This is a genomic window from Geothrix sp. (assembly GCF_020622065.1).
In the GTDB taxonomy this organism is placed as follows: Bacteria; Acidobacteriota; Holophagae; order Holophagales; family Holophagaceae; genus Geothrix.
On record NZ_JAHRYQ010000002.1, the window covers coordinates 163,358 to 182,708 of the forward strand.

Consider the following 19,351-nt stretch of genomic DNA (forward strand, 5'->3'; position numbering starts at 1 on the left):
CGGGCCCTGGATCACACACCGTCTGGAGGAGGTCCAAAGATCGCTTTAATCAGGTATCGGCAGCGCAGCGCGGCTGTCAACCCCATGGGAAACATTCAGCAGATCCGCTCGTCACAGGCTCGTCATGCGGATGGCAACGGAAGGGCCCAGCCCTTCCGTTGCAGGTCCTCCAGGAGCTGCCAGGCCGCCCGATAGGGATCGCTTGATTCGGCCGCCAGCACCTCATCGCGAAGCCGTGACTGGAAGGGCACCAGCTCGGGATGGAAGGCCCCGGCCAGCTCCAGGTCGGCCTGGAAGAGCCTCAGGAGCAGCGCCTCGGGATGCGCGTGGGCGAGCCCCATGGCGCAGAGCACGGCGCCTTCCGCCCCTTCGACGGCGCCCGCCTGGATCAGACGGTCTCTGAGGGGATGCAGGAGGATCGGATCGGCGTCGACACCCAGGCAGCGGATCCCGGGCCAGCCCTCGAGGCGGTCCGTCACCTCACCCTCGGAAAGCCAGGGGCAAGGGGGACGGTGCCCTTCGTAAGGCAGCCATGGCATGAAGCTCTCGTGCCGGTGATCGTCGCGCACCCAGTGGTGGATCAGGCGCATGAGACCCTGCCGCAGCTCCGGGTGAACCTCGGGGCCGATCCAAATCAGCTGCTGGTGGACCGGGGCCCGGTGCTCGATCTCCCGGAAGCCCTGGGTCCAGGCCTCCACTTCGACCGGCATCTCCAGCCGGAGCCCACCCAGGAAGACGGGAAGCCCCGGATAGGGCGTGGCCAGGAGGATGTCGGCGCCCTCGGGGGAGATCCGCAGATCGAGCCCTGGGAGGCAGGCCACCAGAGGGCTTTCCTTGAGGGTTTCCAGCAGGGAGAGCCGATGGTCCTCGGTTCTCAGCGGTTCGATCAGCTTCAGGCTCCAGATCCGCGCGTCCGCATCGCAGGACCACGCTTCCACGGCCGAAGGTTCCGGGCGGTCCAGTGCATCCAGCCCCATCAGCCGCAGGCGCACCCCACCGGATTCGTCCCGACGGCCCATGGGCAGCTGGCCGCCGGGTCCGACCAGGAGACGCGGGTGGCGCTGGGTCCGGGCCCAGACGAGCCGGTTCCCGGGGGATTCCGAAGGGTCCGTCGGCCCGAGAAGACCCGGCAGCCCGCCCGAGGCGATCTGGAGGTAGGCCTCACTGCGCCGGATCTCCTGATGGCCGATGAGGATGTGCCAGGTCTCGTCGATGTTCTGCTGGCTGACCCGGGCGAATTCATCGCCCACCTCGACCAGGTGGTGCGCGATCCGGGCCAGGCGTTCCCGCTCCGGAAACACCTTCGCCTCCACGCCCCACTGCCGTTCCAGAGCCGCTTCGATCGCCGCCGAGCGCTCGCGTACCTCGTGGAGGGAGAGCTCGGCTCGATCCGCCGTCTGGCGCACCTGATCCACCAGCCCCAGGTGGGTTTCCAGGGCCCGCTCCATGTCCTGCCCCTGCTGGTCCAAATGCCCAGCCACCCGGAGCAGCTCCTGGATGCCGGAACGCAGGTGCTGGGTCACCTCCTGGAGGTCCCAGAGGCCGGTGTTCTCCCGTTCCAGTTCCAGCTGGTGCTGGTCCAGGGCGCGCTCCAGGTTCGAGGCGCCGCCCGAAGTCTGCTCCGCCAAGCTGCGCAGGCGCCCGCCGACGGCCTGCATCCCGGCCCCGCCGCCACCCTGCTGGGCCAGGATCGCCGCATTCACAGCCAGGAGCCCGGTCTGCTGGGCCGCCTGGTCGATGATCCGAAGGGATCCCTGCGCCCCGCCGAACGATCGGATCCGCTGCTGGGACTCGTCCCGGAAGGCATCGATCCGCCGCGCCAGGGCCTCGGCCTGATCCCGCACCCCGTCCGCCGACTTCCGGAACTGCTGGAGCTGGTCGGTCCGGGCCTTGGTCTCTTCCAGGAGCCGCGGCGTGTGGGCCACCAGCCCCTTCACCGCCAGGCTCAGCCGGGCGCCCTGACGGATGCTGGCGTCCGCCAGCCGGCCGAGAGCATCCTCCTCCCGGCGCAGGCGGGGGAACGAATCCTGGAGTTCCTCCAGCAGGTTCTCGAACTGATCCAGCCCCCCCTGTGCCTGTTCCAGCGAGGTCCGGAAGGCCTGCCCCTGGAGGCGATGCTGATCCAGGCGGAGCCGGTAGTTCAACTCGATCTGATCGAACCGGAGGGGGCCCTCGATGCTGCGCTTGAGATCCCGGCCGAAGGTCTCCAGCCGCTCCCGCGCGGAATCCCGCGCTTCCGCCTCTTCCGCAAGCTGCCGGTGGGCCTGGCCCAGCAGGTCGTCCAGGTCCCGCCACTCCCGTCCGACCGCCTGCTGGAGCTGCTCCAGGTCCTTCCGGGTCCGGAGGCAGTCCTCGATCAGGGCGTTCAGGGCGGTGGCGGCCAGCCTCGCCTCCTCGCGGAGCCCCGCGGGGGGGGCGTGGGGCGTCCGGTCTCCCTGGAGGATCAGATGGGCCCAGTCGGCGATGAATCCGTCCGGGACCAGATCTCGGTACCAGAAGAACCAGCGGCGCCCCAGGAGGATCAATCCCACGGCCACCATCATCAAGGCGGCCCCCTCGGCGGGCCGCAGCGAAGCCGAGGCCCGGAACAGCAGGTAGGCCACGAGGCCCAGGATCGGAAGCATGGCCGCATCCGCCGTCCAGCGACGGGCCACGATGCGTTTCCAGAAGGAGCCGTTCTGACCCATGCCCGTCCTCAAAGCCATGGAAGCCCCATCGGCACGGGCCGTTCCAGGGCCAAGTTTGGTCCGGTCACGGGCGCCCAGGCCCCTCAAAGTGTCTGCCAGAGCACATCGTAGCTGCGGAGCCCCCCGCCGAGTTCCTGGAGGAGCCGGGCCCGGAGCAGGGCCGTCACGGCGGTCTGGGTCTCGTCGGCGGCCGCCACCCTGGGAGCCGTTTCGGCGCCCCCGACCCGCAACCGCCGCAGGTACTCACGGCTTCCAGGCGGCAGGGCCTCGGCACGGTCCACCGGCGTGCAGGCCGTACAGCACCAGCCCTGATCCGGGCTGAGCAGGGCGAGTGGGGCGGTCTCGTTCCCGCAACGCCCGCAGATCCGAGGGTGGGGGAGCAGCCCCATGCAGTGGAGCAGCCAGTGTTCGGCGTAGGCGAGGATGCCCAGGGCATTGTCCGGCTCGGCTTTGAGCGCCCGTCCGCAAGCGCTCAGCAGGCGGTAGAGCCGGTCGTCCTCCACGCCTTCCCGGGCCACGCGGTCGAAGAGATCGGCCAGGCAGGCCATCACCAGACTGGACTCCAGGTGACCCAGGGTCAGGGGGCTGAAGGTCAGTTCGCAGCGGGTGACCCGCTTCAGCTCAGTCTGCTCCTTCCCGAAGAAGCTCACCCGCACCATGCCCAGGGGCTCGAAGGCCGCCACCCACTTGGCCGTGGGCTTCTTCACGCCCTTGGCGAGGCCCTTGAGCCGCTCCCCGTGCTCGGACAGAAAGGACACCACGGCCCCACCCTCCGAAAAGGGGACCGCTTTGAGGACGATCGCAGCGCAGGTACGGATCACCTTTCCAGTCTGCCCGGATTCAACCTCTCTGCTCCGCCGGTGTCTCTCATGACGAGGCTGCCGATGACGGCCTCGCAGGAGAAGCCCATGACCCCTCTGACCCGTTCCCTCGCGGTCCTCGCCTTCAGCGTGTTTCCCCTCCTGGCCCAGCCTGGCGTCGAGATGCCCGGCCCCGGCTCTGGCTTGGGCTCCGGCCCGCGGGGCGGGCGCATGGCCCGCGCCCTGGACCTGACCGAAGCCCAGAAGAGCAGCATCCACGCCATCCACGAGAAGCACCGCCCCGAGATGGCCGCCCGCCGCGAAACCGCACGCCAGGCCCAGACGGCCCTCCAAACGGCCTTCCGCGAGGCCGCCACCCCCGAAGCCCAGCTGCGCGCCCTCCACGACAAGGCCTCGGCGGCACGCTTCGAGATGATGCTGGCGGGCCGCTCGATCCGCCAGGAGGTCGATGCCGTCCTCACCCCGGAACAGCGGGCCAAGGCCGCCGACCTGCGCGGCACCGCCCAGGCTCACCGCCGCGAGCGCATGCACCACCTGCGCAAGGCCGCGGGCATGACCAGCTGAAGCCGGTCTCCCGGGCCATCCGGCCGATAGACTGGGGGGATGCGCGCATCCCCCCTTTTCGTGGTGACCCTCAGCGGAATCGTCCTTTTCGCCCAGGAGGCGCCCCTGCGGAGCTTCCGCCAATGGGTGGGCGGCCAGGAGATGGGCGGAGCCTCCCAGCAGGCCCGCAGCATAGGCGGTTTCCGTGAGGTCCGCAGCCGCGAATGGATGGTCCTGGCCCGCCTGGGAGAGGAGATCCGCCAGGAGGTGGATCAGACCGCCCGCCGGGCCGCGGATGGGGCCATCACCTTCACCTGGCGACTCCAGCTCTCCAGGGACCCCTTCGAGGGCCGCGCGGAATGGTCGCCCGCGAACCCCGGGATCCTCCGGCTCCATCCCGTGAATGGGGCGGCGCTGCAGAAGGAGATCCCCACCGGGGCCATCCTCTGGCCCGAGGAACTCGACGCCCGTCTGATGGAGGCCGCCCGCCTGCGCCGGCCCGTGACGGCCACCACTTTCTCCTTCCCCGTCCAGCAGTGGGGCACCCTCAGCCTGGAACCGGTGGGGCCGGACCCCCTGCCTGGGTTCCCCGATGCCGTGCGGTTCAAGGGCCAGGAAACCCAAGGCACCGCGACCACGCCCGTGGAGACCTGGATCTCTCCGACCGCCGGCGAGCTGCGCCAGAAGACCGAGCTGGGCGGACTCACCCTCCTCATGCAGCGGGCGGAACTGCCCCCTCCGGCGCCGTTGGCCAAGGGGTCGGAAGGATTCTTCGAACGCACCCTCCAGACCCTGCCGCCGCATCCCTTCCAGTCCTGGCTGCGGGAAGCGACGCTGAAGGCGGAGGGGACCGTACCGGACCTGCCCCAGGATGCCCAGCAACAGCGCCTGCCCGGGGGCCGCTGGCACCTGCGGCGCGCCGCAGCCCCCGATACCCGCGAGGCAGTTCAGCGGCCAGTGACCGGTCCGCCGGCCGCGGCGGAGGCTCGCTACCTGGCACCGAGCCCCCTGGTGCCGTTCCAAGATCCTGCCTTCGACGGACTGCTCCAGCGCCTGGCCCTGCCCCCGGGGCTATCCCGGTGGGACTTGGCGAAGCGGGTGACCGGCTTTGTCTTCGAGTGGATCACGGACAAGGACTTCACCGTGGGCTTCGCCTCGGCCCTGGAGGTTTGTCGCACCCCCCGGGGAGACTGCACGGAACACGGTGTGCTGGCGGTGGCGCTCCTGCGGCGCCTGGGCGTGCCGGCCCGGGGCGTCACGGGGTGGGTGGGTCTGGGCGAGACCTTGGGGTTGCATTTCTGGGTGGAGGTGAAGCTCCAGGACCGCTGGGTACCCGTGGACCCCACCTTCGATCAGGCGCCCGCCTCGGCTCTCCGCATCAAGCTCGGCGACACGGACCTTGCGGACCTCGGCACCGTGGGCTGGGAAGGCGCGGCCATGGCCTTTTCCGGCCTCCGCTGGGTCCCCGAAAAGGACGGCCCGGCCCCCTGGGGTGCCGGCATCCGCATCGAAGGCGACCAGGTGACCACCCCGGACGGCAGCCAGCTGCGGCTTCCGGGCGGACAGTGGAGCCTGAAAAAGGGCGTCCTCTCTTTGGGCGCGTGGACGGTCGAGGCCACCCCGCGGCCGACCTCGGCCCAGCTGAAGGGCGCTCAAAAACTCGCGGGCCCCCGCACCCTCCGGGAAGGCTGGTGGAATCCCTCGGAGCGGCGGCTCTGGATGAACCTGGGCGGTGGCCGCTGGCTGCGCCTGGACGATGTACCGGAAGGAACCGCCTACACCCTCCTGGATCGGTTGATGGTCAAGGTCAGTTGACGGCGCCCACCAGGATTTCCGGCATGCCCTCCTGCTGCTGGCAGTGCTCCCGCAGGCGCTCCAGCTGATCGGCCATGGCCAGGCATTCCGACTCGTCGCAGCAGCTGGTGATGTGGGTGGACAGGGACTGGACGGGCTCATCCAGGCGTTCCATGAGGCGACGGCCCTTCGGGGTGATGACCACTCGGCTCACGCGACGGTCCTTGGGATCCGCCACGCGCTTCAGCAGGCCCTGCACCTCGAGCCGATCCACCAGCCGAGTCACATTGGCGAACCGGTAGATCATCCGCCCCTCGATCTCGTAGATCGGATGACCCTTCACCGGGCCGCCGCGGACGATGCGCAGGACATTGTACTGCTGGATGGTGAGGCCGTGCGCCTCGAAGAGCCGCTCCTGAACCCGGACCACCGCCTCTCGCGTGAGCATCAGCTGAAGCATCAGCTGGACCCCCGGGGGCGGGAGCTTCGACAACTGGAGTTCTTCCTGTAGCGTCATGGATTCCTCGGCATCTTCGCGCCAAGGATCACTCCAACTATGGGAATCTGAAAGGTCCGAGGAGCCTTTCTTGCCGTCCATCGCCCTGAGTTTGATCAATGTCACGAAACGATATGGCGCGACAGCCATCTTGGATGGATTGAGCCTCGGTCTCTTCCAGGGCGAAAAAGTTGGACTCATCGGCCGCAACGGCGCGGGGAAGAGCACCCTCTTCCGTCTGCTTTCGAACGACGAGACGCCGGATTCCGGCGAGGTGGTCCTCACCCAGGGGCTGCGGGTGGCGCGGCTGAGCCAGGAACCCCATTTCGCCCCGGGAGCCACGATCCGGCAGGCTCTGGAAGCCTCTCTGGCCGATCACTCGCTCCTCCTTGCCCGCCACCAGCAGATCCACGAGACCCTCCACGGGGCCTCCGGGGCGGTCGAGGCCCGTCTTCTTGACGAATTGCAAAGCGTGGAGCATCACCTCGAGCGCTGGGGCTGGGACCTGACCCCCCGCCTCAAGGCCGCGGCCACCGTCTGGAACCTGGACGACCTGGAGGCGGAGGTGGAATCCCTGTCCGGCGGCTGGCGCAAGCGGGTGGCCCTGGCCCAGGCCTGGCTCAAGGAGCCCGATGTGCTGGTGCTGGACGAGCCCACCAACCACCTGGACCCGGACCAGGTGGAGCGCCTCGAGGCCTGGCTGCAGGCCTACGAAGGCGCCCTGCTCCTCATCACCCACGACCGCCACCTGCTGGACGCCGTGGCTACCCGGATGCTGGAGCTGGAGGACGGCGCCCTCCGCAGCTACGAAGGAGGCTACAGCGACTACCTGCTGGAGAAGTCCGACCGGGAGTTCCGGGAATCGCGCCTCACCGAGCACATGCAGAACCGCCTGCGCCGCGAGATGGCCTGGCTGCGCCGCGGGGCCAAAGCCCGCACCCGCAAGTCCAAGCTCCGCATCCAGGAGGTCCTGGATCTGAAGGACACGGTGGACGACCGCACGCGCCTGGAGATCCGGCAAGGCCTCACCTTCGCCGCCGGCGGCAACCGGAGCGATGCCCTGATCCGTGCCGAGGGCCTGGGCTTCGCCTACCCCGGAGGGGCCGAGCTGCTGGGCGGACTGGACCTCTCCCTCCAGCGCGGCATGCGCATCGCCCTGCTGGGGCCCAACGGCTGCGGAAAATCCACCCTGCTCAAGGTTCTGCTCGGGGAGCTGGAAGCCACGGCCGGCGAGGTGGTCCGGCACCCGAAAATGGCCGCCACCACCATCTCCCAGGGTCGGGGTGAGCTGGATGGCGCCCGCAGCATCCTCGACAACCTCGCGGACCGGGCCGCGCTGGTGGACACCGGCAACGGCACCATCCTGGCCCATGTCTACCTCACCCGGTTCGGCTTCCCCGTGGATCAGCAGGCCCGACCCGCCGCCACCCTCAGCGGCGGCGAGCGCAACCGCCTCTTGCTGGCCAAGGCCATGCTCAGCCCCGCGGACCTGCTGGTGCTGGATGAGCCCACGAACGATCTGGACATCCCCACCCTCCAGAACCTCGAGGAAGCCCTGCTCGGCTTCGGGGGCACCCTGCTGCTGGTGAGCCACGACCGCTTCTTCCTCGATCAGGTGGCCACGCACACCCTGGCCTGGAACCCCGCGGGAACCCCTCGGTGGGAGCTGTACGAGGGGGCCCCCTCCACCGTGCGGAGCCTCCGGGAGGCCCGGGCGGCAGCTCAGGAGCCCGTGAAGACCGAGGCCTCCAGGCCGGCCCCCAAGGCCGATTCGCCCCGGCCCCGGAAACCCGGTCTGTCCCAGAAGGAACAACGGCGGCTCGTGGAGGTGGAGGCAGCCCTGGACGCCCTCCACGCCCGGCTGGCCGCCGTGGATGCCTGCCTGGCGGACCCCTCGGCCTTCCTCACCTCCGACGGCCCCGGCCACCAGGCCCTCCGGGACCGGGAGGCGGTCCGGGCCGAGCAGGAAGTCCTTGAGCTGGAATGGCTGGATCTGGAGGAGAAGCGTGGGGGGGCCTGATCCCATCACAAGTTTGCCTCGGACCGGGCGGTTCGCGGGCCTTTTCGCTACCCTGGGACCTGGACTTTTTTGTGGAGTGGCCATGCGCCCGATGCCTATCGTTCTTTTCTCCGCCGTGGCACTGGTCGCCCAGGCCCCCGCCAGCGCCGATCTCGCCCAGCGGTTCAACACCGAGCTGCCCGGCATCAACCAGATGCTCAAGACCTTCCGGGCCCAGGAAGCGCTGGTGAAGATGGAGACCCTGGTTCCCGCCGAGCGCCCTGCCTTCAACGGCGCGAACCTCCAGACCATCGGCCTGAGCCTGGACAACGCCCAGGGCCTCATGTCCCTCTACCGCCTCTGGGCCAATGTGGCCGCCGAATCCGGCCAGTGGGAGAAGGCCGTGGAGATCCAGCAGAAGCGGGTCAAGGCCGCCCAGGCCATCCGCGCCGACCTGGACAAGGCCCAGGCCCCCATCGCTGCCCAGTGGGAGAAGGCCGCCAAGGATTCCCAGGACTACCTCGCCAAGAACGCCTCCCGCCAGCAGGAGCTGCAGGCCAGCCTGAGCGCCCTCCAGGAGGATGTGACCGCGGTGAACGCCAAAACGAAGAAGCTGGATGCCAAGGGCATGGAGGAGCTCAAGGCGCGGATCGCCAAGGCGCCCCAGGAGCAGCAGGAGCTCGATCAGATCGCCGCGGCCCTGCCCGTCCACAAGCAGAACCTCGGCAATGCCCCCAAGATCACCAAGGTGCTCGCCGACAACCGCAAGGAGGCCGACGGCCTGCTGAAGGCCGCAGAGGAGGCCGCCGCCAAGTCCAAGGAGGTCCTGGCCAGCCAGAACGATGAGATCACCAAGTTCAACACCGAGCAGGTGATCAAGAAGGTGAAGATCGTCGGCAAGAAGAACTGGGTCGATGCGGTGCTTCGCAACCCCGAGAATGTCACCAAGCTCAATGGCTCCCAGGCCCAGGCGGCCTTCCTCAACCGCCTGCTGGTGCTCGATCCCGGCAATGCCGGTGCCCAGAAGGCCCTGGACAACCTGAAGCAGGGCAAGGAGCCCTTCGTGAAGGAAGCCAAGGGCGCGAAGAAGGGCAGCGCGAAGAAGAAGTGATCGCGCCGAACCCCACCTGGAAGGAGCGTCCATGAGCCGCCTCGGTTTCCTGCTTGCCTGCGCCCTGGCCACGAGCCTGGGCGCCCAGAACCTTACCGACCGCTTCAAGGAGGTGAGGGGTCCCTGGGAAATCCAGCTGGAACGGGGTGATGCCCCCACCGTGCGCCGGGGCGTCGAGGCCCTCCTGGGCCGCGAAGGTCTCACCGTGAATCCCTCGGACTACAACGACATGCACGCCCTGGTGGCCCTGCGCAGCCTGGCCGCCCGCGCCTGCGTGGCCGAGGGCAGCTGGGAGGACGCGGTCGTCCACCTGCAGAAGGCCCAGGCGGTGGCCGAGGAGAACCTCCACACCGCCGAGCCCCTGCTGGCCAAGACGCGCATGGAGCATGAGCTCAAGCTCCGCGAGTTCCAGGACGCCATGGCCAAGCAGGCCCCCCGTCTCAAGGAACTCGAAGAGGCACCCGGGCTGTCCCAGGATCAGATGAAGGTCCGTCAGCAGCTGAAGATCTTCATGGATGAGCAGAAGGCCGCCATCGCCCACAGTGAGCGGGCCCTGAAGGACATCGAGGGCATCCTGACCCGGCTCCGCCAGACCAAGGACAGCACGGCCAAGGCCGCCGCCGACTGGCAGGCGTTCCTTGCCAAGGAGAAAGCCGAGATGGCCGAAGCCGGCGGCACCACCCGCTTCGTGGCCGAGAAGCTCGAGCAGGTGAAGGCCGACGATGCCCGTCCCCAATCCGAACGGCTCACCTACGCCCGCCGTCTCCAGAAGCTCGACCCGGCCAACAAGGATGTCGTCCGGCTGGTGAACGGCCTCCTGGGCAAGGATGAGGCACCCGAACCGGCGAAACCCGCGAAGAAGCGGAAGTCCGCCCCCAAGAAGAAAGGCTGATACTCCGGCCTTGTTGCTACGAAAAAGCGGCCCGATGGGCCGCTTTTTCGCAGCAACGGGGACTGTTTAGAAGACGAAGCCGAACCCCACCTTCACGAAGTCGGTGGCCGGGGGATCGCCGGCGGCGACATCGTGGCTGGTCAGGGTCTTGTGGAAGGTGGCTTCCAGGGTGAACCGCATCCCCGCGTCGTAACCGAAGCTGTGGCCGAGGCCCAGCGAACCGCCCATGCGGCTCTTGCGCGTGGTGTCGGTGTAGTCGTACAGCGGGTCGCCAAAGCTGCGATCAAACTGTTCGAAGTCCGCAGAAAGACCGGCCACGAAATAGAGCCCGCGATGCCGGAAGGCCGTGCCCTGGGGGAAGATCTGCAGGTCGCCCCCCAGGTTGAACTGCGAGTGGCGGAGGTTGATGCTGGTCTCGCCCGGGGCCCGGTTGGTGCCGTTTTCGGCCGATCCGCTGAGGTTCAGACGGATCGCCAAGCTGCGATCCACGGGGAAGCTGACCGTGAAGCTGCCACCCAGGCCCACATCGTAGGTCTCCTTCTGGGGGGCGATGACTCGGCCGGCGCTGGGGCTGAAGTAGGCGGGATAGGTCTGGCTGGCGAAGTCCCCCGTGGGGAAGAGCAGGTTCAGGCTGAACCCGATGTGCGGGCTCTGGGCCGAGAGGGTGGCTCCCGAAGCAAGGAGCAGGGGGAGCAGGAGCAGCGGGGCGGGACGGCGCATGGGGCCTCCAGGAAAGAGCGGTTTGGATGGCTACGGAGCGAAGGGTGTGCCAGGTTACGCCAAGTGGCGTCAATCCTTGGATCCCGCGCAGCTTACTCCGGTTGAAGGGGGAGAGCCACCGCGGCGTTTTGCCTCAGGGCGGTGCAATTGCAACAGCGGGCTTTGGGCCTGGGCCGCGATGGCCTACTCTGGACAGAATGAGGATGGTTCATGGCGTGGAAGCAGGATCTGGCGAAGTTGAAGCAGCAGTTGGCTCCTGAAGACCCGGCGCGTCCGGCCGCCAAGCCCTTGCCCAAGCCCGTACCCAAACCCGAGGGGCCGGCCAGCCTGGATGACGAAGATTCGGTCTTCCTGTCGGCCATGGGTCTGAAGCCAGCCGCCCCCCGGCCTCCGGCCAAGGCCCCTCTGGCCCCCGCCCCGACGGCAGAGGCGCCCCCGCCCCCTCCGCCCGTCCCCGAAACCTTCCAGGAGGCCCTGAAGGACTTGAAGGGCCTGAAGCCCATGGCCCGGTCGCTCCAGGGACAGCTGGACCGGGAGCCGCCGGTTCGGGTGCCGACACCCGCACCCGTCCCGGCTCAGAGCCAGGTCCCGCCGCCGCCCCTCCCGCCCCAGCCTCAGCCGCCCGCCCCCCCGACCCTGCTGGTTGCGGTGCCCTCCCCTGGGCCCGGAAAGACCGCTGCCCCCGTTCCCATGGCTGTTCCCGCGGCTCTTCCCGTGGCCAGTTCCACCTCGGCCCCGGTCCGGTTCCAGTTGGCGGCGGGCATGGCCCTGGAGGTGGACGGCGTGCTGGATCTGCGTGGGCATTCGGTCCCGGACGCCGTGGAGCGCCTGAAGGACCGGCTGGGAGATGGCCTGGTGCTGGGCTGGCGCAGCCTCCAGGTCACCCTGGGACCCGATCCGAAGCTTCATGAGGGCCTGCTCGACCTGCTCGCCTCGGGCCAGGTTCCCATGGTGGCCCGCTATGCCCAGGCCCCGGTCCCCATGGGTGGGAGCCAAGCCTGGCTGCTGTATTTCACCCCTTCCCAGCCCCAATCCTGATCCAGGCACCTGAACTGCGCACATGGAGTGTTTCTGATGAGCTTGCTGGTCGTCGGCAGTGTGGCTTTTGATGATCTGGAGACGCCCTTCGGGCGCCGCGAGCATGCCCTCGGGGGCTCGGCGACCTACTTCTCCCTGAGCGCCAGCCGCTTCCACCCCGTGCGCATGGTCGCCGTGGTGGGCGAAGACTTCGGCCCGGAGCAGATGCGGGTCTTCAGCGGCCGGCCCATCGACCTGGCTGGGCTTTCGAAGGTCAAGGGCCTCAGCTTCCACTGGAAGGGCGCCTACGGCTATGACCTGAACGAGGCCAAGACCCTCGCCACGGATCTCAATGTCTTCGCGGATTTCCGCCCCGATCTGCCTGAGGCCTACCGGGAATCCCAATACCTGTTCCTGGGGAACATCGACCCGGCCCTGCAGCTGGATGTGGTGCGCCAGATGGCGAAGCGCCCCCGCTGGATCGCCCTGGACACCATGAACTACTGGATCCGGGGCGCCCGCCCGGCCCTGGAGGCGGTCCTGAAGGAAGTGGACATCCTTCTGGTCAACGATGCCGAGGTGCGGGAACTGACCCGGGAGCACAGCCTCCTCAAGGCCTACAGGAAGATCCAGGCCCTGGGTCCCCGCATCCTCGTGGTCAAGCGCGGCGAGTACGGCATGGCCCTGTTCACCCCCGAGGGCCACTTCGCCGCCCCCGCCTACCCCCTGGAGAATGTCTTCGATCCCACCGGGGCCGGGGACACCTTTGCCGGCGGTTTCCTGGGCTATCTGGCCTGGATCGAGCGGACGGATGTGACGGCCCTGAAACATGCCTCCCTGGTGGGATCGGTCATGGCCAGCTTCACCGTGGAGCAGTTCTCCACTGAGCGCCTGGAGCAGATCACACAGGACGAAGTCCGCAACCGCTTGGCATTATTTTCAGATATGATCCGCGTCGAAGACCTATAATCAGCACCACCTAATCCTCCGGGGGTACCTGATGCACCAGCCCTATCGCCTGCATGTCGGTCGGCTGCGCTTCCTCTTGGCCGCGCCTGGGCTCGCCGTGGCCTTGGCCCTCGCCCCGGGCCTCCATGCCCAGGAAGCCACCCCTGGCACAATCAAGGTCGAGGCCCACAGCTCGAAATGGGATTATCCCAAGGAGCTCAAGGTTCCCGAAGGATCCCGGACCCACATTGTCCAGAAGGGCGACACCCTGTGGGACCTGTCTGGCAAGTACCTGGGCAACCCCTACGCTTGGCCGCAGATCTGGGAACTGAACCAGTGGATCAAGGATCCGCACTGGATCTACCCTGGCGACCCGCTGATCATCGACCTGACCCGGGCCGTCGCCACGGCGGGCTCGGTGCCGGATGCCGTCTCGAACCTCCAGCCCGACCAGCGGCGCCTGGACCCCAGCGCCCACCGCCGGCCCGAGCTGGCCTTCGCCTTCCAGGACTTCATCCAGCTGCCCTTCCTGGCTCCGCAGGGTGCCGAAGCCCACTACAAGAGCCAGGGCGCTTTCACCCTGACCTCGAACCGCCGCGAAGACCGGCGTCTCCTCCTCGAGGGGGAGACCGTCTACATGAATGGCGGCAGCGAGCAGGGCGTCAAGGTCGGCGACCGCTTCCTCGTCCTCAAGACCGTGGCCCGCAAGCTCGTGCACCCCACCGCCAAGCGGCACCTGGGGGATGTGGTGCAGCAGGTGGGCGTCATCCGCGTGATCACCGCCCAGAATAAGGGTTCCGTGGCCACCATCGAGCGCTGCCTCGACGGCGTGGAAGTGGGCGACCATCTCGTCCGCTTCACGGAACCGGCGAACATCCCCCTTCAGCTCCGGACGGATACGGGCGACCCTGTGAAGGTGGCCTCCGGCGCGGCTGTCGTGGTGTTCGCCCGGGATGAGCATCAGCACACCGCCGCTGGCGACATGATCATCGTGGACAAGGGTGGCAACGATGGGCTGAAGGTGGGCGATGTGCTGCTCGCGGTCCGCGTGAAGACCTTCCCCGTGGGCCCCGACGACGACAAGAAGGGCGCCACGGAGACCACCACCCACTACCTGGGCCAGGCCATCGTGGTCCGCACCGAGGCGCAGACGGCCACCTGCCGGGTGCTGCGCTCCAATGAAGAGATCCGGATGGGCGACACCCTCACCCGCTGACCTGCACTGCAAACCTGAAAGGCCCCCGGATCGGGGGCCTTTCAGCATCAAGAGGGCTGGACCGTCTGCCTCAGCTCCACCACGACCCGCTGCCCCCGGGTGGGAAGGGCGTAGGGATGGGGGGTGGCCATCCATCCCATCGGCAGGGGCTCGTGGGCCCATTCGGGTCCCTTGAGGGCCAGGAAGGGGCTCCCGGCCTTCCCGTGCCGCCCCCACCAACCCGCCAGCTGGCCCAGGGCTCCCAGGGCCTTGGCCGTGCCCAGGTCCGCGCCCAGGGGGGGGAGTTCCTCCAAGCGACCATGGATGGCTTTCAGGTTGGGAACGGGCAATTCCAGGGCCGCCTGCCGGACGAAGGCCAGCTTCTTGGTCGAAGCGTCGACGGCGAGGATCTCCAGATCGGGGCGGGCCAAGGCCAGGACGACCGCCGGGCAACCCATGCCCGTTCCCAGGTCCGCCACCCGGGCCCCCGGAGGCAGGCCCTCCAGGAAGGGCAGGAGAATCGCCGCGTCCAGCAGCAGTTCCTCCCGGCGCTCCCCCGGGGGAAGGGCCGTCAGGGCATGGGTCCGGTTCCAACGGTCCAGGAGGACCAGGAAACGCCCCAGGGGGGCATTGAGGGCTGCAGGAAGGCGAGGCTCCATGCTCCAAGGATGCCAGGGAAGCGGTAGACCTCCGCTTGAATTCTTATCATTTGAATTATTTCTTCTTTGTATTCAATACTTTTTGAAATTTTTAGAACTTGTTTCATGCGAAAAACACTCTATTGTCTGAGGTGTCAACATCGATGCATTTCCTGCATCTAGAATTATGACATTGACGGATCGAGCAATAGATCCGATGATGATTCCCCTTTGATTGATCTTCCACAGGAGCCGGCTATGAATCAGAACCATCCGCCCTTTCTGGTCGACTGGTCGAGCCGGAGCAAAATGCGCGGGCCCGGCGAGCAGTCTCTCGGCAAGCTCCTTCAAAGCCTTCGAGATCGCCTCGCTCCGGAGTCCCAAGGCGTATCACTGACTTATGTCGATGATCGCGGCATGAGAAAACTCAACCGCGAACACCGCGGAAAAAACATGACCACCGATGTGCTGAGCTTCCCCTCCAGCGTGGAGAAGGGCGCCTTCCCGCACCTTGGCGACATCGTCATCAGCCTGCCCACCGCCGAGAAAATGGCCAAGAAATTCGGAGTGAGCCGCCGCCGCGAGGTGGAGACGCTGGTGATCCACGGCTTCCTCCATCTCTGCGGCTACGATCACGAAAAAGATCACGGCGAGATGATGGAGCTTCAAGCACAGCTCGAACGGGAACTCCTCGAAGTCGAGCCCCTGGCCATGAGCCTCAAGCGGGGCCGCAAGCCCGGCAGCAAGGTCAAGAAGCTCAAGGATGGCAGCCGCGTGGTGGTCACCGGTCGGGCCGCCGCGGCCCTGGTCCGCCGCGAACGGGTGAAGAAGGAGAAGAAGGTCAAGGTCCGCAAGACGGTCAAGCCCAAGGAGGTCGCGGCGAAGCGCGGACCCGGCCGACCCCGGAAGGAGGCCGTCGCCCCGCCTCCCGTGAAGCGGATGGTCCGCCGGCGGAAGGCGGCCCCGTCGCGCAGCGGCGTGATCTCGTAAATCGCGGAAAGCTCCGCATGGAAAACGGGCCCGAAGGCCGATAAAATGGCCCTTTGGCCCGGCCACGGGCCGCGCCATCGGAGTCTTCGTGATCAATCTCCTGCTCGGCCTGGGCGCCGCCCTTGCCGTGATCCTGCTGTCCAGCCTGCTGAGCATCAAGCTCTGGATCAGTGTGCCCATCGGCATCCTCGCGGGCGCCGGTCTCTTCATCTGGCAGGGGCGCAAAGTCCAGCAGGAGCTTGAGAAGATCTTCACCCGCGCCGGTGAGCTGCTGAAGAAGCAGCAGTTCGAGAAGGCCATCGAGGTCATGAAGGAGGGTTACCGGTTCTCCTCCAAGCAGTTCCTGGTGAAGGGCAGCATCGACGGCCAGATCGGCGTGGTGCAGTACCTCCGCAAGAAGAACGAGGAGGCCGAGCCGCTCCTGACCTCGGCCTCCATGCAGCACTACATCGCCAAGGCCATGCTGGGCATCCTCCAGTGGAAGCGCGGCGAAAAGAAGAAGGCCAAGGAGACCTTCAACCTGGCCCTCAAATCCGGCAAGAAGGAGAGCCTCCTGTACGCCGTCTACGCCTACATGCTGGTGGAGATGGGCGAACGCGACCGGGCCATCGAGATCCTCAACCAGGGGCTCGGCATCTGCAAGGGCGACGAGCGCCTCATCACCAACCGGAACCTGCTGCAGAACGGCAAGGCCCTCAAGATGAAGGTCTACGGCGAGCAGTGGTACCAGTTCCTCCTCGAGCGCCCCATGCTCCGGCAGGAGGCCCCGCCCTTCGCCCGGGTCTCGCGCCGGGCGCTGCGAGGTTGAGGCCTGCCCACGGAATCGCCTCCAGCGTCGATTCCGCAGCATTGAAACGACTCTTTTAACTTTTCAGCAAACGCGAAGCGATTGCTGCACGGGACGACACGAACGACTGAAGGAGCACACCCCATGTCAGGCCACAGCAAATGGTCCACCATCAAGCACAAGAAAGGCGCCGCGGATGCCAAGCGGGGCAAGGTCTTCACGAAGATCCTCAAGGAGATCACCGTGGCCGCCCGCCTCGGCGGCGGCGATGTGGCCAGCAATCCGCGCCTCCGCCTGGCGGTGGATCAGGCCAAGGGCAGCAACATGCCCAAGGACAACTGGGAACGCGCCATCAAGAAGGGCACCGGCGAACTCGAAGGCGTGACCTACGAGGAAGTGGTCTACGAGGCCTACGGTCCCGGCGGCGTGGCCATCATGGTCGAGGCCATGACCGACAACAAGAACCGCACCACGCCCGAAGTCCGCAGCTACTTCACCAAGTTCGGCGGGGAACTGGGCGCCCAGGGCTCGGTGGCCTACCTGTTCAGCAAGCAGGGCCAGATCGTCGTCGAGCCCGAAGTTTCCGAAGACAAGATCATGGAAGTGGCCCTGGAGGCCGGCGCTGATGATGTGATCAACGAGGGGGAGGCCTGGGTCATCAAGACCAGCCCCGAGTCCTACCAGGCCGTCAAGGATGCCGTGGACGCCGCGAAGCTGCCCGTCATCGAGGCCAAGATCATCATGGACCCCAGCACCAGCACCGCCCTCGAGGGCTCCAAGCTCACCAGCTTCCTCAAGCTCGTGGATCTCCTGGAAGACAATGACGATGTGCAGAATGTGTGGCACAACGCCGACTACGAGGAACCCGAAGACTGAGATACCGGCCACCCACCCTCCGGGTGAACGCTGAGCGGCCGGGTCCTCCCGGCCGCTCGCGTCTCTGGCCGTACTAAGCCGCCGGTCAGTTCATCCGTTTGATTCCAGGAACCCGTCCTCATCTGGACCTGAACCGATGGCCGCGTCCCGAGGGACCCGTCGTCCTGGAGTAACCATGTCCCTTCGAATCGCGCCTCTGGCCGTATTCGCCGCAGCCTCCGCCGTAACCTGCGCATGGGCCCAGTCCCCCCAGGCCCTGATCGCCGAAGCAGACCGGGATTATGCCGCGAAGCGGTACGCCCAGGCCGCCACGACCTACCTTCGGGTCTTTGAACTGGACCCGGCAGAGCCCAGCTTCGCCTACAACGCCGCCTGCTGCCAGGCGCTGCTGGGCCGGGCCGACGCGGCCTTCCAGAGCCTGGAGCGTGCCGTCGCGGCGGGCTTCGCCAATGCCGACGGCGCCGCCCGCGACACCGACCTCGCCCCTCTTCGCACGGATGCGCGCTGGGACGGGCTCCTGGCGCGGATGCGCGACCGGGGCCTGCGGGAGCGCGCCTTCTGGGATTCCTCCGCCATGGCCACGGGCTACCGGGAAACCCTCAGCGAAGACGAGCGCATCGCCGGGCTCTCCCGCTTCTGGTCGGAGGTGAAGTTCAACTTCGTGGATACGGACCGGCTGGATGCCCTCGACTGGGACGGGCTCTACCTCCGCTACCTGCCGAAAGTCCGATCCACCACCAGCACCGCCGCCTACTACCGGCTCCTCGCCGGACTTTGCGCCCAGCTGAAGGACGGCCACACCAATGTCTACCCGGCCCCCGAGATCCGGGAGGCCCACAGCGCCCAGCCCCTCCTGCGCACCCGGCTTGTGGAAGGCCGCGTCCTGGTCACCCAGGTGGAGGATGCCGCCCTCAAGGCCCGGGGCGTCAAACCCGGGGTCGAGGTGGTCACCGTGGATGGACAACCGGTGAAGGCCTACGCGGAGAGCGCCCTCGCCCCCTTCCAGAGCGCGTCCACGCCTCAGGACCTGGAGACTCGGACTTACACCTACGCCTTCCTGGCGGGCCCCCTCGGGGAGACGCCGAAGGTGGGCTTCCGGGATGAATCGGGCCGTGCCTTCGAACTACCCGTGCCCCGGGTCGCCGGCGCCATCCGCCGCAAGGCGATGCCCTTGGAGCCGCCCTTCTCCTTCCGCATGCTGCCTGGAGATGTGGCCCTCGTGACCCTCGGCACCTTCGGCACCAGCGAGGCGGCCGACCAGTTCATGGAGGCCTTCCCCGGGATCTCGAAGGCCAAGGCCCTGATCCTGGATGTGCGCGCCAACGGCGGCGGCAATTCCAGCGTGGGCTACCGGATCCTCGCCACCCTCGCGAAAGAGCCCTTCTTCGGCACCACCTGGGCCACCCGCGACTACAAGCCGGCCTTCCGGGCCTGGGAACGACCCCGGCAGGTCTACCGCCAGAGCCCGAGCCCCATGCCGCCCGATGGGGCCCGGCATTTCCCCGGCCCCGTCGCAGTGCTCACCAGCCCGGCCACCTACTCCGCCGCCGAGGACTTCTCCGTGGCCTTCGTGGCCATGAAGCGCGGCCTCGTCATTGGGGAACCCACCGGCGGGAGCACCGGTCAGCCTCTCTTCATCCGGCTACCGGGCGGAGGCAGTGCCCGGATCTGCACCAAGCGGGACACCTTCCCCGACGGCAAACCCTTCGTCGGCGTGGGCGTCCAGCCCGACCGTCTGGTGCAACCCCGGGTGGAGGACTTCCGCCAGGGCCGCGACACGGTGCTGGAGGCAGCTCTGGGCGAGCTGACCCGGCAGGTCGGGGTGCGCCCCTGAGGG

General features: G+C 67.6%; 17 protein-coding genes. 12 read left to right on the forward strand and 5 right to left on the reverse strand.

What is annotated here, in order from left to right:
• Positions 1 to 122 precede the first annotated feature (122 nt).
• Both QZ647_RS10280 and recO read right to left on the reverse strand, forming a co-directional pair.
• Entirely contained in the window at positions 123 to 2,705 is a 2,583-nt protein-coding gene (locus tag QZ647_RS10280; protein WP_291272078.1) for a methyl-accepting chemotaxis protein, read from the reverse strand.
• Between the two features lie 65 nt (positions 2,706 to 2,770).
• Positions 2,771 to 3,508: a DNA repair protein RecO gene (recO, locus tag QZ647_RS10285; protein WP_291272079.1), complete on the reverse strand. Its 738-nt coding sequence runs from the start codon at positions 3,506 to 3,508 to the stop codon at positions 2,771 to 2,773.
• 87 nt (positions 3,509 to 3,595) lie between these two features.
• Between recO and QZ647_RS10290 the strand changes: the two genes are divergently transcribed.
• Positions 3,596 to 4,072 (forward strand): Spy/CpxP family protein refolding chaperone, encoded by a 477-nt coding sequence (locus tag QZ647_RS10290; RefSeq protein WP_291272080.1) that lies wholly within the window; start codon positions 3,596 to 3,598, stop codon positions 4,070 to 4,072.
• 39 nt (positions 4,073 to 4,111) lie between these two features.
• On the forward strand, positions 4,112 to 5,866 hold the full coding sequence (locus QZ647_RS10295) for a transglutaminase domain-containing protein (RefSeq protein WP_291272081.1): 1,755 nt from the start codon (positions 4,112 to 4,114) through the stop codon (positions 5,864 to 5,866).
• On the opposite strand, the gene QZ647_RS10300 is transcribed toward QZ647_RS10295, so the two are convergent.
• The gene (locus tag QZ647_RS10300) at positions 5,859 to 6,362 is read right to left on the reverse strand and encodes a MarR family transcriptional regulator (RefSeq protein ID WP_291272082.1); all 504 of its coding nucleotides are present in this window, start codon (positions 6,360 to 6,362) and stop codon (positions 5,859 to 5,861) included. The genes QZ647_RS10295 and QZ647_RS10300 overlap by 8 nt on opposite strands.
• Positions 6,363 to 6,432: 70 nt before the next feature.
• On the opposite strand from QZ647_RS10300, the gene QZ647_RS10305 reads away from it, so the two are divergent.
• The 3 genes from QZ647_RS10305 to QZ647_RS10315 all read left to right on the forward strand — a co-directional run bounded on the left by QZ647_RS10305 (position 6,433) and on the right by QZ647_RS10315 (position 10,343).
• The gene (locus QZ647_RS10305) at positions 6,433 to 8,361 is read left to right on the forward strand and encodes an ABC-F family ATP-binding cassette domain-containing protein (RefSeq protein ID WP_291272083.1); all 1,929 of its coding nucleotides are present in this window, start codon (positions 6,433 to 6,435) and stop codon (positions 8,359 to 8,361) included.
• 82 nt (positions 8,362 to 8,443) lie between these two features.
• Positions 8,444 to 9,451, forward strand: coding sequence for a hypothetical protein (locus QZ647_RS10310; protein WP_291272084.1), 1,008 nt, complete (start codon positions 8,444 to 8,446; stop codon positions 9,449 to 9,451).
• A gap of 31 nt (positions 9,452 to 9,482) precedes the next feature.
• On the forward strand, positions 9,483 to 10,343 hold the full coding sequence (locus QZ647_RS10315; RefSeq protein WP_291272085.1) for a hypothetical protein: 861 nt from the start codon (positions 9,483 to 9,485) through the stop codon (positions 10,341 to 10,343).
• A 66-nt stretch (positions 10,344 to 10,409) separates the two neighbouring features.
• Here the strand turns inward: QZ647_RS10315 and QZ647_RS10320 are convergent, their stop codons facing one another.
• Positions 10,410 to 11,063 carry a hypothetical protein gene (locus QZ647_RS10320; RefSeq protein ID WP_291272086.1) on the reverse strand — a complete coding sequence of 218 codons (654 nt, stop codon included), beginning with the start codon at positions 11,061 to 11,063 and terminating at the stop codon, positions 10,410 to 10,412.
• A 210-nt stretch (positions 11,064 to 11,273) separates the two neighbouring features.
• Between QZ647_RS10320 and QZ647_RS10325 the strand changes: the two genes are divergently transcribed.
• Genes QZ647_RS10325 through QZ647_RS10335 form a run of 3 tightly spaced genes read left to right on the forward strand, consistent with a single transcriptional unit; the run spans position 11,274 to position 14,244 of the window.
• A complete protein-coding gene (locus tag QZ647_RS10325; protein WP_291272087.1) occupies positions 11,274 to 12,101 on the forward strand; it encodes a Smr/MutS family protein in 828 nt (275 codons plus the stop codon).
• 36 nt (positions 12,102 to 12,137) lie between these two features.
• The gene (locus tag QZ647_RS10330) at positions 12,138 to 13,049 is read left to right on the forward strand and encodes a PfkB family carbohydrate kinase (protein WP_291272088.1); all 912 of its coding nucleotides are present in this window, start codon (positions 12,138 to 12,140) and stop codon (positions 13,047 to 13,049) included.
• A 31-nt stretch (positions 13,050 to 13,080) separates the two neighbouring features.
• Positions 13,081 to 14,244 (forward strand): LysM peptidoglycan-binding domain-containing protein, encoded by a 1,164-nt coding sequence (locus QZ647_RS10335; RefSeq protein ID WP_291272089.1) that lies wholly within the window; start codon positions 13,081 to 13,083, stop codon positions 14,242 to 14,244.
• A gap of 47 nt (positions 14,245 to 14,291) precedes the next feature.
• Here the strand turns inward: QZ647_RS10335 and QZ647_RS10340 are convergent, their stop codons facing one another.
• Positions 14,292 to 14,882, reverse strand: coding sequence for an RsmG family class I SAM-dependent methyltransferase (locus QZ647_RS10340; RefSeq protein ID WP_291272090.1), 591 nt, complete (start codon positions 14,880 to 14,882; stop codon positions 14,292 to 14,294).
• Between the two features lie 288 nt (positions 14,883 to 15,170).
• Between QZ647_RS10340 and ybeY the strand changes: the two genes are divergently transcribed.
• The 4 genes from ybeY to QZ647_RS10360 all read left to right on the forward strand — a co-directional run bounded on the left by ybeY (position 15,171) and on the right by QZ647_RS10360 (position 19,348).
• Positions 15,171 to 15,851, forward strand: coding sequence for an rRNA maturation RNase YbeY (ybeY, locus tag QZ647_RS10345; RefSeq protein WP_286355984.1), 681 nt, complete (start codon positions 15,171 to 15,173; stop codon positions 15,849 to 15,851).
• An 88-nt stretch (positions 15,852 to 15,939) separates the two neighbouring features.
• On the forward strand, positions 15,940 to 16,659 hold the full coding sequence (locus QZ647_RS10350; RefSeq protein WP_291272091.1) for a hypothetical protein: 720 nt from the start codon (positions 15,940 to 15,942) through the stop codon (positions 16,657 to 16,659).
• A 123-nt stretch (positions 16,660 to 16,782) separates the two neighbouring features.
• On the forward strand, positions 16,783 to 17,514 hold the full coding sequence (locus tag QZ647_RS10355; RefSeq protein WP_291272092.1) for a YebC/PmpR family DNA-binding transcriptional regulator: 732 nt from the start codon (positions 16,783 to 16,785) through the stop codon (positions 17,512 to 17,514).
• A gap of 175 nt (positions 17,515 to 17,689) precedes the next feature.
• Positions 17,690 to 19,348: a S41 family peptidase gene (locus QZ647_RS10360; protein ID WP_291272093.1), complete on the forward strand. Its 1,659-nt coding sequence runs from the start codon at positions 17,690 to 17,692 to the stop codon at positions 19,346 to 19,348.
• The last annotated feature ends 3 nt before the right edge of the window (positions 19,349 to 19,351 follow it).

What these genes read in the sequence shown, in the direction of transcription:
- QZ647_RS10280 (WP_291272078.1), bottom strand. Translation starts at nt 2,705, where the DNA reads ATGGCTTTGAGGACGGGCATGGGTCAGAACGGCTCCTTCTGGAAACGC.
- QZ647_RS10290 (WP_291272080.1), top strand. Translation starts at nt 3,596, where the DNA reads ATGACCCCTCTGACCCGTTCCCTCGCGGTCCTCGCCTTCAGCGTGTTT.
- QZ647_RS10295 (WP_291272081.1), top strand. Translation starts at nt 4,112, where the DNA reads ATGCGCGCATCCCCCCTTTTCGTGGTGACCCTCAGCGGAATCGTCCTT.
- QZ647_RS10300 (WP_291272082.1), bottom strand. Translation starts at nt 6,362, where the DNA reads ATGACGCTACAGGAAGAACTCCAGTTGTCGAAGCTCCCGCCCCCGGGG.
- QZ647_RS10310 (WP_291272084.1), top strand. Translation starts at nt 8,444, where the DNA reads ATGCGCCCGATGCCTATCGTTCTTTTCTCCGCCGTGGCACTGGTCGCC.
- QZ647_RS10315 (WP_291272085.1), top strand. Translation starts at nt 9,483, where the DNA reads ATGAGCCGCCTCGGTTTCCTGCTTGCCTGCGCCCTGGCCACGAGCCTG.
- QZ647_RS10320 (WP_291272086.1), bottom strand. Translation starts at nt 11,063, where the DNA reads ATGCGCCGTCCCGCCCCGCTGCTCCTGCTCCCCCTGCTCCTTGCTTCG.
- QZ647_RS10325 (WP_291272087.1), top strand. Translation starts at nt 11,274, where the DNA reads ATGGCGTGGAAGCAGGATCTGGCGAAGTTGAAGCAGCAGTTGGCTCCT.
- QZ647_RS10330 (WP_291272088.1), top strand. Translation starts at nt 12,138, where the DNA reads ATGAGCTTGCTGGTCGTCGGCAGTGTGGCTTTTGATGATCTGGAGACG.
- QZ647_RS10335 (WP_291272089.1), top strand. Translation starts at nt 13,081, where the DNA reads ATGCACCAGCCCTATCGCCTGCATGTCGGTCGGCTGCGCTTCCTCTTG.
- QZ647_RS10340 (WP_291272090.1), bottom strand. Translation starts at nt 14,882, where the DNA reads ATGGAGCCTCGCCTTCCTGCAGCCCTCAATGCCCCCCTGGGGCGTTTC.
- ybeY (WP_286355984.1), top strand. Translation starts at nt 15,171, where the DNA reads ATGCGCGGGCCCGGCGAGCAGTCTCTCGGCAAGCTCCTTCAAAGCCTT.
- QZ647_RS10355 (WP_291272092.1), top strand. Translation starts at nt 16,783, where the DNA reads ATGTCAGGCCACAGCAAATGGTCCACCATCAAGCACAAGAAAGGCGCC.
- QZ647_RS10360 (WP_291272093.1), top strand. Translation starts at nt 17,690, where the DNA reads ATGTCCCTTCGAATCGCGCCTCTGGCCGTATTCGCCGCAGCCTCCGCC.